The 14,344-nt window shown below is 46.3% G+C and carries 9 protein-coding genes; all 9 read right to left on the bottom strand.

Annotated elements, in window-relative coordinates; translation table 11 throughout:
* Window positions 1-4 precede the first annotated feature (4 nt).
* The 9 genes from ACU37H_RS10415 to ACU37H_RS10375 all read right to left on the bottom strand — a co-directional run bounded on the left by ACU37H_RS10415 (window position 5) and on the right by ACU37H_RS10375 (window position 14,272).
* Entirely contained in the window at window positions 5-1,936 is a 1,932-nt protein-coding gene (locus ACU37H_RS10415) for a family 43 glycosylhydrolase (RefSeq protein ID WP_472701579.1), read from the bottom strand.
* Between the two features lie 5 nt (window positions 1,937-1,941).
* Entirely contained in the window at window positions 1,942-3,186 is a 1,245-nt protein-coding gene (locus tag ACU37H_RS10410) for a glucoamylase family protein (protein ID WP_472701581.1), read from the bottom strand.
* A gap of 7 nt (window positions 3,187-3,193) precedes the next feature.
* Complete coding sequence (locus ACU37H_RS10405) at window positions 3,194-4,543, bottom strand: glucoamylase family protein (RefSeq protein WP_472701582.1); 1,350 nt, start codon at window positions 4,541-4,543, stop codon at window positions 3,194-3,196.
* An 81-nt stretch (window positions 4,544-4,624) separates the two neighbouring features.
* The gene (locus ACU37H_RS10400; RefSeq protein WP_472701583.1) at window positions 4,625-6,139 is read right to left on the bottom strand and encodes a DUF4886 domain-containing protein; all 1,515 of its coding nucleotides are present in this window, start codon (window positions 6,137-6,139) and stop codon (window positions 4,625-4,627) included.
* Between the two features lie 21 nt (window positions 6,140-6,160).
* Window positions 6,161-7,684, bottom strand: a complete 1,524-nt coding sequence (locus ACU37H_RS10395) for a RagB/SusD family nutrient uptake outer membrane protein (protein ID WP_494407537.1) — start codon at window positions 7,682-7,684, stop codon at window positions 6,161-6,163.
* 30 nt (window positions 7,685-7,714) lie between these two features.
* The gene (locus tag ACU37H_RS10390) at window positions 7,715-11,032 is read right to left on the bottom strand and encodes a TonB-dependent receptor (protein WP_472701585.1); all 3,318 of its coding nucleotides are present in this window, start codon (window positions 11,030-11,032) and stop codon (window positions 7,715-7,717) included.
* Window positions 11,033-11,363: 331 nt separating this feature from the next.
* A complete protein-coding gene (locus ACU37H_RS10385) occupies window positions 11,364-12,413 on the bottom strand; it encodes a FecR family protein (RefSeq protein WP_472701586.1) in 1,050 nt (349 codons plus the stop codon).
* 92 nt (window positions 12,414-12,505) lie between these two features.
* Window positions 12,506-12,982, bottom strand: a complete 477-nt coding sequence (locus ACU37H_RS10380; RefSeq protein WP_494407609.1) for a sigma-70 family RNA polymerase sigma factor — start codon at window positions 12,980-12,982, stop codon at window positions 12,506-12,508.
* Between the two features lie 537 nt (window positions 12,983-13,519).
* Window positions 13,520-14,272, bottom strand: coding sequence for a hypothetical protein (locus ACU37H_RS10375; RefSeq protein ID WP_472701588.1), 753 nt, complete (start codon window positions 14,270-14,272; stop codon window positions 13,520-13,522).
* Between the last annotated feature and the right edge of the window lie 72 nt (window positions 14,273-14,344).

Here is a 14,344-nt window from a genome sequence, read left to right as displayed (position 1 = left end):
GTGATTAATCCACTTTGATCACGTCGGTTCTTTCGCTTACTCCATTTTCATTTACAGCCTGTATGCTGTAATAATAGGTCTTTTGCAAATCCATCGCTTTCATCCAATACTCGTTGTTGCTGTGGACCATGATGCTTGTATACAATTTGTCCGGATGAGTACCGTAAAAAATATTATAAGCAAAAGCATTGTCTACCGGCCGCCATTTAATAAAGGCGCTTCTTTTGTCTTTCTGTGTTCTTAACACGACGAAGTCTTTAACTTTTTCCGGCGGAGCGCCGGCGCCTTTACCAAATACCCGGAAGCCACTGATGGCGAATTTCCCCGTAGGCATGTGTATGTTTTCCAACCTGATGAACCGCGCTTTCACCGGTGCTGGCAACTCAACATACTCATGGGGAATATCTGTTTTGTTGTTGCTTTTGTCCATCAATATCTTCCAGCTTTTTCCATCCAGTGAATAGGATAATTTATATTGATGATATTGATCGGTAAACTTACCCAGGCGATCTGCGGCAACATCCTGGTCGGCATAATTAATCTGTACGGCGTTCACCGTGGATAGTTCGCCAAGATCTGTTTGAATCCACTCTCCCTTATTGCCGCTCTTAGCGCTCCAATAGGTTTTGATCAATTCGTCGACAGCGTTGTTGGGAAGGTGGCCACCCAGTGTGGAGGAAACCTGCACCGGCTTGTTGTAATTGAGCAACATCCAACCTGTGAAATAGGGCGAAAGGCCATTTTTACCATAACCCGCAGCTTTTTTATCGCCGGGTAGGTAATGGGGATAATCTCCCAGCGTGGTGTTGCACCACATCGCACCATCCTCATCAAAGCCGGTAGGCCAGATGCCTAATCTTCTCTCGAAAGTGTTTTTTACCGAAATGACGGTGGTGGACACGTGCCAGTACCTGTTATAGTTGTCCTGGAAAGTGGCGCCATGCCCGGCCCCCCTTACGAAGCCCCCGAGCTTGATGCTCAATGGATCTGGCTGTGCTTCAAAAGGCCCTAACGGACCGGTGCCGATCAGCAGTCCGTCAGCATACCCACTGAACTCCGTGCCGGGAGCGCCATATTGTAAGTAGTACTTCCCGTTATATTTGGTCATATGACTGCCTTCGATAAAGGGATCTAAAAATGTGTTATCCATGTGTTCTCCGAATCGTTGCCAGCCAAAGCGCCACGGCTCTAACAGGTACATCTCTTTCCGGGTACCCTGTGGTTGCATGGTTTTTCTATCCAGCTCGACGCCATACATGGGAAATTTGTTGCTGCTGCCATTGTACATGTACAATCTTCCGTCATCATCTGTGAAGAACGAAGGGTCCCAGCCTCCGATATCGAATGAGTCTACCAGCGGTTGCCATTGATTTTCCTTGGGATTCGTGCTCATCCAGATCGTGAAGTTGCGGCTGTAGGTGGAACCGAAGACAATCATAGTGTCGCCGATAATGCCCACGCCCGGAGCACACAGCTCATCATATATCCCTGCATTCCATGGGCGGAGGAACTTCTTTGAAATGAATTTCCAATTCAACATATCGTTGCTCCACCAATATCCCCATTGATTGGTGCTGAACAAATAATAGTCGCCTTTATAATTGACGATCACCGGGTCGGCGGTGGCGCGGTGGCGGCCCCAGGTACTGAAATTGGGGATGGGAGTATACCCATAATCGATATTGATCGGGTTGCAGTAGGTGGAGGCACCGTCTCGTCCGGAGGCGGGAATATATTCGTTGAGGTCCCTTTGAGCCGCAACTGATCCGGAATGGCTTTGTGCATGTAATATATGGAATGAACATATAAGGCTTAATAGTAGCACTGCTGTTGAACGGAGCGTCGCCCGGCCAAACGTCCGTCGTTTCAAATCATTCTGCGACCATTCATGTGGGCGTTCAATCCCGTTGAGATGTGTTGTTGAGGATGGTATCATAAAAACTATTTTAACCAGGGGCTTTTAAACCCCAATTGTTGCAACCCTTTGCGGACATCTTTATCACTCATGAATAAATTCCAAAGCAAACCCGTCCGGTAGTTCTCGATCATCAAAAGAGTAATGCCCTGATTGATGGCCAGGTAGGAGTTGGCGTACCATTTCCTTGTGGCATTGAAACTGTCATAAAAACCATATTCGCCAAAAAGCTTATCTCCGAGTTGCTCATAAAAGAAGCGCAAAGCCCGCATGGACTCCTTCGGTGTATAGGGCATGCTGGCCAGCGAAGCAGCACAACAGATCGTACCATTGTCTTTCAGCGGCGACTGCTCGTGATATCTCTTTTTATAATCGCAGGCCGACAAACCCCAGGCATGCTCGCCGTAGCCTGCAAAGCCTTTAGGGTTCTCCACACAGTACTTATAGTTGATCAGGGTATGCGCCTTATTTTGCTGGCCATAGTCCAGGTAATCATCTTTTAATCCTCTTGGATCCAGACCCGCAAAGCCAAAATGTGCAAAGAACAACGGCCCGCCGTAATCCGGCCCGGCTGGCAAAGTGATGTCAAAAAATGTTTTACCATTTTTAAGGTCACCATTGCGTGCCCAGCCATTATCATAGATCTCCTTGGTAATATCATGGCCGGGTGAAGCGGCCGCCAGGACGTAGGCAATAAGCGCTTCGTTATAACCCTCTATTTTCAGGTTCATCGCCCATTGATGATTGGGGCTCCAGTGCCAGTACAGCGCCTTTCTCCCGCGTGTAAACCAGTCCCAGTGTACTTCCTGCCAAAGCGAAGTAATGGCAGTCCTTATTTCTTCTTCTTCATGATTTCGCTTGGTAAAGTATTGCCTGGCAGTCAACAGGCCCTGGAAAAGAAAGGCCGTCTCCACGATATCTGCGCCATCATCTTTTTTACTGAACGAAATGCTTTTACCGGTGCGGGCATCTATCCAATGCGGAAATGCGCCCTGATGTTTTTCCGCTCTCCGCAGAAAATGCAGTATCTGCAGCAACCGTGTTACTGCGTCTGCTCTTTTGATCCATTTCCGCTCTGTTGCCACAATGATCGCCATTACGCCAAATCCCGAGCCGCCGGTGGTCACAACGTTGCTGAAGTCTGCTCGGTTCCGCTCGCGCGCCATCCCTGACACCGGTTCGGCATAGTCCCAGAAATAACGGAATGTCTGGCGTTGTACTAATTCGAGCAGCGCATCGTCTGACAGTGATTCCTTTTCGCTCTGTTTCAAAATGATCCTACTTGTAATACGAACTTGTAAATCCGAGCTTAGCTAATCCATTCTGAATTTCAGGACAGCTCATGAAAAGGTTCCACAAGAGACCGGTCCTGTAATTTTCTATCATCACAACAATCGGGCCCTGATCTATGGCCAGATGTGACTGGGCATACCAGCCTTTTGTTTCGTTGAAGGCATCGACGAAACCATACTCTCTCCAGATCTTATCACCCAGATCCACGTAAAAATGCCTCAAAGCTTTCATGGATTGAGCGGGGGTATACGGAAAGGCGGATAAAGCTGCCGTGGGGGTGATGGTGCCATGATCGTTGGTGGGCGAATGGGCGTCATAGCCATTATAGGTGTCGCTGGCTGTAAGTCCCCAGCAATTCTCACCATAGCCCTTGAAAGCTTTAGGATTATTGACGCAATAGGAGTAGTTGATCAAAGTGTGATGTTGATTCTGCTTCCAGTAATCCGCATATTGATCTTTTAAGCCTTTCGGGCTAAGCCCGAGAAAAGAATAATGAGAGAAAAACAACGGCCCGCCGTAATCGAAGCCTAAAGGCAATTCGTAATTGTAGAATGTTTTTCCGTTTTTGAAGAAATTACTTTGTGCCCATCCACGGTGATAGACACGGCTGCTTACAGGGTAGCGCTCTGAGGAGGCGGCTAATACATATGTGATGAGGCATTCATTAAATCCGCGCAGCGGGAAATTCATGGCCCAGCCATTGTTGGGGCTCCAATGCCAATACAAAACTTCCTGTCCGTCGCGTGTAAACCAATCCCATTCTATATCGTTCCAGAGTCCGTTGATGCGGCCACGCAATTGACTTTCGACGCCGTTGGACCCGTTGAAGTATTGTCTTGCACACAGAAGGCCTTGAAAAAGAAATGCATTTTCCACCAGGTCGGCGCCATCGTCTTTGCGGCTGAAAGGGATGGTCTTGCCTGTTGTTCCATTCAGCCAATGCGGAAACACGCCGTGATAGGCGTCGGCTTTATACAAAAAATTTACCATTTTCAGCAGGAATCGCGCGGCAGTATCTCTTTGTATCCAGCCGCGATCGACGCCGGCAATGATAGCCATGATTCCAAAGCCTGTACCGCCGGTGGTTACTACTTCCTGTCCGTAATGAAATGATTCATTGCTGCGTTCCCTGGCCAGGCCGCTCACCGGGTGAGCGAAATCCCAGAAATAGCGGATCGTCTGCTTCTGAACGAGGTCGACCAGCGCAGAGTCAGCAATGTGTTTATCTATTTTGAGGGAATAGGGAATGGAGTGGCTTTTCCCGGCGACCGTTTTCTGAGCAAAGCAAATAATCGAAGCAAAAAGCGCGATCCCTAAAAATAAGTTTTTTAACATGATTCAAAAGTAGGATACTTCAATGGGGCTTCCTATAAAGAAACTGACCTGACTTTTGAGAGCCAGGTCAGTTTTGTTTTTTTAGTTGTTATTGTTGGAGGTGATTCTAGCGGCGTTTAAATAAAAGAAGCCCTCGCCTGTGGCGTTGTTTGGTCCGGCAGTTACCGAGACGGTTACCCGACCCTGCCCATTTGGCCTCACATTATTTATGCATGCAATTTCAGTCGCATTTGAGGCTGCGTTAAGACTTGCTGAACCCTGAGATTCACCAATTACTGTGTATTGGGTTTCTCGGTTATTTCCCGCCGACCTTGACCCAAAAAAGCAGAAGTTATATGTCAGGTTTTTATCTAAACCTGATATAACAAAGCTGCTCTTGGGTGTGATAATGCTTGTACCCCATGCTCTCGCATTGCCAAAGAAATTGTACTTTGACACATTATCCGGCATATTTAAGAAGGTCTTTGTTCCTGTTGCTCCCGCATTATTTATGGAATTGAAGCGCTCGGTTATTTTAAGAGCTAAACCAACAAAGTTGGTTAAGCTGTCATTGAGCGTAACTCTGGTGCCTTCTGTAACAGAAGAAACCCAGTTCCAGGAGGGAGATGCGCTGGGACTTCCAAAATCAATTAATACCGGATAATTAAGGGGACCTACTGACTGGAAGTCGGCCATGAAAGTTGTTTCAAAAGGCTTTAAGACCGCTAAATTGGCCGCATTTTGCGCAACAGCAATTTCAAAGTTAGAGAAACCAGCTGGCCTGTATTGCATACCCACCGGAGACTTGTCGAAAAGTGTTCGGAACCAAGTACATGCTGCTGTGTATTTTCCAAGCTCATTTAAATGATACCCATCAGCGACTGTAAAGGTTTCGCCCAACTCGTTCAGCAAACTGGTCCTGGCATCCTGGATCGCTGTGCCGGCCGGCACGATGATATCAATTGGTACAATGCTCTTTACATTTTCCGAAACATTAACAATGCCGTTATACATCGTCATCTGGTCTTTATTGTAGTTGGCAAAACCCGTATGTTTAGTACTGTCCGCATAAGCCCAGGTCTGGTGGTAGATGTATTTAACTTTGGAGTTGTTGACGTTCGATTTTACATAATTGAATAGGGTTGTCAGATCTTTACGAGTCGGGTCCAGCAGCCCTGAAAGTGGGCTGGCCTGTTGAAAGCTGATATAATCCCATTTCTCATCCGCGAGCGCCGTCTCAATTGAAACCTTGGAATAAGTTTTTTTAACACCTTCTGTGTTTATTTTTCTATACTGATATATGGAAGCGTTGCTTTGCGCATTCTGAACATGTTGTTCTAAAGAAGCTCCGCCGATGTACATATTGCCTATAATCACTGTTTTGCCACTCTCTTTGGCCAGTTCATACAAGTTGCTCTCTATCGCGTTCTCTGAAAAGCTGTTGCCGATAGCGAGAATTTTTATCACATCTGATCCGGTCGCACCTACATATTCAGATTCGGGCACATCGGTGCGTAAATGATTCGGATTCCCATCTTTTGTGCAGGCGGCAAAAAGCACCATGGCCGTGATGAGCCCGACGAATAAGCTAAATAGTTTTTTATTTAAGTGTGTCATAATATTGTTTTTGTACTGGATTTAATAGCCTGGATTTTGAATCAAGACGCCTTTACTGAGGTCAATCTGGGTTTGTGGAATAGGCAACAGTTCGTGCTTTCCGGCGACAAAGTTGGTCTTTCCGGCAGCCCGTAACACCTGGGCGGCGATACCCCAGCGTACCAAATCAAAGAAACGCTCATGCTCCATGGCCAACTCTATTCGTCTTTCATGCCGGATAAACTCACGTAACTCTGCCTGATCGGTGGTTGTCCTGTCGGGTAAGACTCCGGCGGCGGCATTTTTTCTGGCACGTGCCCTTACGGAGTTCAATGCAGATAAAGCCTCGGGAGCATTTCCCATCTCATTCTGCGCTTCAGCATACATCAGCACCACGTCAGCGTAGCGCAATATGCGGATATTCATCCACCAGCTTCCGCGGCTAATCGAGTTGCGCATGGAAGGATTGCCTAAAACTTTATGGTTATACCTTGGATATGGTAATACTGAGGGGTATTTTGGCGTAACCTCTCCGTATATGGTCAATCCGTCTGTGGTATCGGTGCTGGCATATAAAATGGTTCTTGCCTTCCTTGGGTCACCCGCCTCATACGCCGCTTCCAGCTGTGCACTGGGTACATTCCAACCCCAGCCCAGGTTCCAGTTATTTGTTCCGCGTAAACCCTGGATGCTGGCATATTGTATGCCTAGGCCTTGCGTATTAGTAGGAGTCGCGTGTGCCTGAAATTCTATGATAGACTCCGAACTATTTTCTCCCTGCTCGCTGAAAATATCGCTGTACGATGTATTCAGGTCATAATGCCCTGAGCTCATCACTGCTTGTGCTGCGGCTGCTGCCTGTGCCCATTTTTTCTGGGTGAGATATACTTTTGCCAACAGACCTCTGGCTGCACCGCTTGTTAACCTGCCTGCAAATTTGCTTTTATCCCAGGTCGCAGGCAGATACTGTGCTGCAAATGTCAGGTCATCTTCGATGAAGTTGTATACCTGCTCCACCGGACTTTGAGGAATGACTTGTTGCGCGGTAGGATCTGCATAGATTGTATCAATAATGGGCACTTTTCCGTATAAACGAACCAGCATGAAGTAGGCGTATCCACGTAATATACGTGCTTCCGCCCTTGATTGTTGCTTGATCTCTTCTGATGCGGTAATGGTATTCAACGAATCGATCGTTAGCAATACGCTATTACATTTGTTGATCAAACCATAATAGGAAGTCCAGATCAGATTAAATCGTCCACTGGCGGCATTCATGGTAAAGTCGTCCATATCTATCGGACCGCTCGTCAGTGCATCTCCTTTGTCGGCGTCATCGCTTCGGATGCTCGTGGTAGTTACAAGGCCATCGGCTGCAATCCAATAATTCCTCAGATCATCGTAAGCACCAAAGATAAACTGGTCGTAAGGACCCGAACCTCCGGGATACGGATAGTTATCTGCTGTATATGAGCCCTGGCTGGGCGTATCCAGGAATTTGCTGCATCCTGCCAAACTCATTAAGAGTACCATGGCGATGCAGGCCTGTGTCTTTATATTTTTCATTTGAAATTTCATTCTTTACAATATTTGATATTAGAAAGTAAGGTTAACGCCGAAGGTATAAGTAGCGGGTACCGGATATATGCCGTTGTCTGCACCGCCACCCAGGATACTGCCAATAGGGGCTTCCGGAGAATAACCGGTTACACCAGTCCAGGTTTTGATGTTCTGACCGCTGACATAAACTCTTGCCTGCTTTACTGGCCCGTTACCCAAAATACTTGTATTGAAAGAGTAGCCTAACTGAACCGTTCTTAGCCTGAAGTAGTCGCCGTTCTCCAGGAAGTAACTACTGAACAGGTAGTTATTCTCCCGGTTTTTGTCCAGAATAGGCTCGATATTAGAAGTACCAGGGCCGGTCCAGGCGTTGAGGCGATTCGATTCGTAGTTCAGATCCGCAAAACGGGCGTTACGACGCTGTGTGTAAATTTTGTTGCCAGCAACTCCCTGTCCTTCCACGATCAGGTCGAATCCTTTGTAACCAATATTAAAAGAAGCACCAAAACTGTAAGGAGGGAAAGGCGTACCGAGGTAAGTCCTGTCAGCCGTGTTCACGGTGTCGTTGCCATTAACATCTGCGAAAATGATGTCTCCTGGCAAAGCATTGTTGAAATAAGGAAGGTTATCGATCTGCGTAGGCGTTTGATAGATGCCTGTTTGCCGGTATCCGTAGAAATACCCAATCGATTTTCCGCTTTCAGTCAGGTTAACGCCTCCGTTGCCAATGATCTGGAAGTTGATGTTATCACCAATGGAATTCACCATATTTTTATTGTAGCTGAAGTTTGCACCAAATCCGTAGCTGATGCCGTTATCCAGCGCGTCGTTCCATCCCGTGCTTACTTCGATACCCTTATTGGTGATCTTACCCAGGTTGGTGAAATAACCACGGCCATCATTGGGTATTTCGAGGCTGGTCAAAATCCCGGAAGTAGTGCGGTCGTATACGTTTAATTCTACATTCCAACGGTTGTCGAACATTCTCAGATCCAGACCGAGGTCAATACTACGAACGACTTCCCATTTTAGATTAGGATCGGGGATATAAGCAGCTCTTACAGCTGTATAAACGTTTTCTCCAAATACCGCTGTTGAAGCATTACTCAATCCGGGTTCAAAGATTCGGTTTCTTACGCCGTTAGAGTTACCTACTTTACCCCAGGCCGCTCTCAATTTCAGGAAGTTGATGTCCCTGATCTCTCTCAGGAAGTCTTCGTCACTTACGACCCAGCCGGCACCCACGCTACCAAAGGTTCCCCATCGGTTGGCCGGAGCAAACTTGGAGCTTCCGTCCCGGCGAACGGTAGCATTTAACAGGTACTTATTTTTGAAAGCGTAGGTTAGTCTTCCGAAGCCACCCACTATGGATTCCTGGGCCCCGCCACCGGCGTTGGTAATCGGGTTGTTATCCTGGTTGACAATACCCAAATACCAGAAGTTAGGATCGTTAGGGATATTTAAAGTTGTATCTCTCCGCATACCGGACACATTAGAATTATCGTTATACACGGTAGTGAATCCTCCCATTGCAGTTAACCGATGACCACCTCCGAAATTTTTATCCCAGGTAAGTGTGTGGTCCTGCTGGAATCTCCTGAACTCCTCCTGTCTTTGAGATACGCTTGTGAACTGGCGATTATCAAATACGGTATCGGTACTTCCACCAAACTCTCCAAGGTTGATAAACCGATAGGGGAGTGGTGTATAATTGCGGTTATTGTTGAAGCCTAAATCTGCATACACAGTAGATTTCCAGGTGAGATCATTGGTAATTTTCCATTCTGCAAACATGCTTCCTACAAAACGGTAACCACGGTTGATCTCTGTATTTCTTTGGCGGTTAAGGGTCGCGATAGGATTACCCACCTGTGCGCGTTGGAATGAAGGCATGCTATAATAAAGATCATCTCCAGCCTGAACGGGTACGATCGGCGCTGACCATAAAGCATTATTAAACGACACTCCGGTTGGCTGTGTATTCCAATAAGTACCGGAGATCTCTGCACCTACCTTGAACTTCTTGCTGAATCTTAACTCCTGTTTCAGCCGGGCTACCACGCGTTCGTATTCGCCATATTTCACGACACCTTCCTGTTTGTTATAGCCCAGGTTGAAGTAGGTCGATGATTTTTCGCTGCTGTTAGACAAGCTCAGGCTTTGGTTCGTGAGCACGGCGGTTCTTAGGATCAGATCCTGCCAGTCAGTATTTGCTGTGTAATTGGTATAATCAAAAGGCCTAACTCCGGAGTTAGCCACCTGTGCGCTATACAGTTTTTTAAATCCTTCCGCATCGGTAACATCGATCTTATTGATAACCTTGTTGATGCCGACGGAGCTTTGAAAATTGATGACCGTTTTACCGCGCGCTGCAGTTTTGGTAGTAATAGCGATGACACCGTTAGCACCTCTCAAACCATAAATAGCTATGGACGATGCGTCTCTTAATACGTCGATCGTTTCAATATCTGCAGGGTTCAAATAATCAATATTATCCTGCAGGATGCCGTCTACCACATACAGCGGGCTGGCGCTGTTAGTACTGTTCACCCCGCGTATTCTGACCGTAGGAGCCGCGCCTGGTGTACCAGAGTTAGATATGGTCAATCCGGCTACTTTACCCTGCAGCGAACTAATCGGATTCGTATTGGGCATCCGCGCGATCTCTTCCCCACTTACTGAGGCGATGGAGCCCGTCAGGTCTCTTTTTCGCTGCGTACCATAACCCACCACTACTACTTGTTCCAACACGTCCTGCGACGCTTTCAGCACGATGGTAATATCAGTACTTCCCGACAAGTTGTGTTCTACGCTCTCATACCCCACTCTTGAAAACACTAGTACGGTTGTGTTATCGGGCACCGTCAAAGAAAAGGAGCCGTTATTATCCGTTACTGTTCCAATGCTTGAATTCTGTACCTGAACTGATACGCCTGAAAGCGGCGCTCCCGAACTGTCGGTCACTGTTCCGGTTACGGTAATGTCTTTTTTCACACGCGACCCTTCTTTGAGAACAAATAAATTATTCTCCATTTTTTGCCAGCTCATGCTGGTACCGGCCAGCAACACCGGAAGGATCTCCTCCAGCGTTGCGTTTTGCGAATTGATAGAAGCTTTTTCTTTTAATCCGCTCAGGTTTTCTTTGTATAAAAACCGGTAATTGGATTTGCTTTCTATCACACGCAGAATATCTGCGATCGGGGTCTTTTTTACGTTCAATGTAATCCGATCCTGGCCAAAGCTTCTGGCATTCAGGTTAAAAGAAAGCAGCAATAAGAATACCATGGTCAGTTTTATGACCGGTATCACTCTTGTTTTAGGCAGATGCATCACATCTCTAAGCAAGCATTTCATCCGTATATATTTTATGTTTTAAAAGTGAGATGATCGCCCGACCCGATCGATCGACGAGCCCGCCAGCATGAATTTTCTGGCAGACCTGTCTGAACGAATCTTTCAGGCGTTCCGGTCCGGACCGGTTAACTCAACAACACACATCATCTGTGAGAGAAGATGCACCCTGTTGGGTTTCATCAAATATTTTCTGTTAACGATTGGCGCCCTTATTGGAAAAGGGATTCAAGCTTTCGTTTGTTTTTACTAATTTTTACCACCAGGGCAATCATTCTTTTCGAATGGAAGCAAGCATTCTCAGGTACATTCTTTTGTCATTTTTAATCATGTTTTACGGGGTTGATGAAATAAATACATCTTGATTGTCAATTTTATAAGTGAAGGGGTTTGCCAGTTGCAGCGCGTTCAACGCTTGTGCGATCGTTTCTTTCTCGAAAGACCCGTTGAAGCGGAGTTGCTTTACTTTCTCGTCCTGGAAATGTATTGTAACGTCATACCAGTGTTGCATTTTAGAAGCAAGGGTAGTAAAGTCATCTCCGCGAAATTCCAGACGGTTGTACATCCAGGACGTTTCTATCCTTTGCAGTTCTTGCGTTGTACTATCCAGGAATTCCATTTTGGCAGCATCGGCGGCGTAATCTGTTGCGGCCTCACCGCTCTTGCCATCGACTGCCTGGTGGGGGATGATCAGCTTTTGATAAGGATACAACAGGATGGGCTGAGACTGCTCATCGTCCGAAACCCTGGTAACGCTCACCAGTCCTCTATATAAGGAAGTGGTCACATGTTGATCTTCGTCGTAGGCCTTGACATTGAAGCTCGTGCCCAGCACCTTGATCCGGATATCCCCGGAGTGAACAATAAACGGCCTTGCTTTATCCTTTACCACGTCAAAAAAAGCTTCTCCCTGTAATCTCACTTCCCGGGTTCCTTTAGAAAAGTCGTTGAGGTAAAACAGTTTCGAACCGGCGTTGAGCCAGACTTTGGTTCCGTCTGCTAATACCAGGGACTTGCGCTCTCCGTTACGGGCCACTGCGGCCAACTTGCTGGTGGCGGTTTTTTCTCCAACTGGATTGTCGACCAGGAAAGTGAACACCGCAATGAAACCAATAATGCAAGCCGCTGCTAACCAGTAGACCAGCCGTGGCCGACGTTTAACTGGAAGGCTGTGGTCCGCTGCTTCTATGTTAGCCGCTTTTTGTAACAGTTGCTGCGCCTCTAATGTGTAGTGGAGATTAACGGGATCGGATGCTTCGTTCTGTTTGCTGAAAAGCTCGTTTACGATATCGAATTGCTGTTGGAGGGAAGGATCTTCCTGCAATAGTTGTTGTAATTGCTGCAATTCGTCATCGCTGGCCTCTCCAAAGAGTGCTCTGGACATTAATTTCCATATACCATCGTCAATCGTCATTTCGTATAGAACCTTCGTTATCAATAAGGACAGGAAAAAGAAGACGATCTACTATACGGAAACTACATTTTTTTATTTTTTTTAAAAAAGGGAAGAGACGGGCGTTTCTTAGTGATGCCTAAGGCGGTGCAGATGCGCCTGACTGCAGTGGCCATCTGGACGTCGATGGTGTTTACAGAGATGTTAAGTATTTCGGCAACCTCCTTGTATCGAAGCCCATCTTCGCGGATGAGTTTAAAGATCATTTTACAACGCGGGGGCAGGTCTTCGATGGCGGCATTAACCTTTTCGAGCATTTCGCGGGTGATCATGATCTTTAGCGGATCTTCTTCAACAGTTGCCATATCCGGTACCAGCTCGTCGAAGGCTGCTTCGTTCCACTGACGCGCTTTGGCCGCCAGGCGGTTAAGTGACTGATTTTTAACGGCAACGTACAGGTAAACGGATAGATTATTAATAGAGAGAATATTGTCTCTATTCAACCAAAGCTTTAGCAAAACATCCTCTACGACTTCTGTGGCAGTTTCCGGCACCCGCACAATCGAGAACGAAAAATTGTACAAGCGCTTAAAAAACAAGGTGTACAAGCGCGAAAACGCGGCTCCATCTCCATTACAGATATCTTGTTGGAGATAAGATAGTTCTGATTCTATAGTGTGTTTGTTAATGATAAAGCAGAATCTGTTTAAAAAAACGAATTGGTCAGACAAAATTAAAATAAAAACATATTCCGCTGACCTCAAGGATCGGGGTGATCATCCGGTATACGCCGCAAAGCAAAAAGTTCCGCATACATGATCGCCTTTCTTGCTGTATAGAAGTCCCTGCCGCGCTTATCGTTGCTTGATGCCGATCAATTTGCGCGCCGGAGCAGGCTTTCAGCCAATGTTATAACACTGAATGGGCGGTTTTGTTATAAATTTTGATTAGTAAGGGGGATGACCTTATGGGGGAAATTGAAATGGTAATGTATTTATCGACCGCGGCGTTGGGCTCTTTTTATTAATGAGAGCGAGATCAAACCGTCTCTTATTAGACAAGAAGGCAACCCTTTTTCGTGTCCTGCGATTGCAGCATTAACAGGGGTTTAGTCCCCGTTGAGCATCTATATAACGGATGCTTTTCTTAAAATCGGACTTGATGTTTTTATTTAAGTGTTGTGTCCAGTCTGGATCGGGTTCACCTCGGAAGTTGGCGTATAAACCCAGAGCGTAGCCCCACTCTCTTTGACTGAGATAACCAGCACTTTTATAACCAAAACCATCCATCGTTTTCACTTCCCTGAACGCTGCGTTGGCGTTGAAAATGCCTAAACCAAAAATGACCGTAGTTAAATCGATTAGACTTTCATCGTTAAGTTCTAGTCTCTGTTCTCCCTGAATTTTGATGTGACTAAACTCATGAGCCAACGTCGCTACAAGATTTTCGGGATAGGATAAGTTCGATCTTTCCACAAATATGTCATAAAGGCCATTTTCATTTTTACCAAAATAGAGACCTTGTGACAATTCCTCGGAGTGATCTTTGTCAACGTTTGTCCATAGTGAACGACTTACCTCATATATATTATCGTCATAGACTTGTAGATTGATCTCTCTGATATCTATATCCATTTGTGAGGCTAGGATGAAAGCCGTCTCCCGCAACGACGACGTCGCGCCATCATACCTTATGGGAAAGTCTTTTTGATCTGGGGTCAGAACATTTTTAGATCTCACATAATCTTCACCGAACTCGTTGATCAACCAATCAAAGGCCTGTATCATCCATGTTTCTGTGTCCCGGTCAATCGGGCAGCGCCTGGTCTTATTGAAGAAAGAATGAAACATTTTTACGAAAATAGGGCGTAAGTTGATAAAGCGGGAAATCGTTGCTGCCGGGCTTCACATTCATTATCCGCA

It is taken from the genome of Niabella sp. ZPM-14, from assembly GCF_055693045.2.
Note: the sequence above shows the minus strand (reverse complement) of the source record. Positions and strands in the feature narration are given on the sequence as shown.

Coding starts and splice junctions, on each gene's coding strand:
- ACU37H_RS10415 (WP_472701579.1), bottom strand. CDS start 1,936: ATGATACCATCCTCAACAACACATCTCAACGGGATTGAACGCCCACAT.
- ACU37H_RS10405 (WP_472701582.1), bottom strand. CDS start 4,543: ATGTTAAAAAACTTATTTTTAGGGATCGCGCTTTTTGCTTCGATTATT.
- ACU37H_RS10400 (WP_472701583.1), bottom strand. CDS start 6,139: ATGACACACTTAAATAAAAAACTATTTAGCTTATTCGTCGGGCTCATC.
- ACU37H_RS10395 (WP_494407537.1), bottom strand. CDS start 7,684: ATGAAAAATATAAAGACACAGGCCTGCATCGCCATGGTACTCTTAATG.
- ACU37H_RS10390 (WP_472701585.1), bottom strand. CDS start 11,032: ATGAAATGCTTGCTTAGAGATGTGATGCATCTGCCTAAAACAAGAGTG.
- ACU37H_RS10385 (WP_472701586.1), bottom strand. CDS start 12,413: ATGTCCAGAGCACTCTTTGGAGAGGCCAGCGATGACGAATTGCAGCAA.
- ACU37H_RS10375 (WP_472701588.1), bottom strand. CDS start 14,272: ATGTTTCATTCTTTCTTCAATAAGACCAGGCGCTGCCCGATTGACCGG.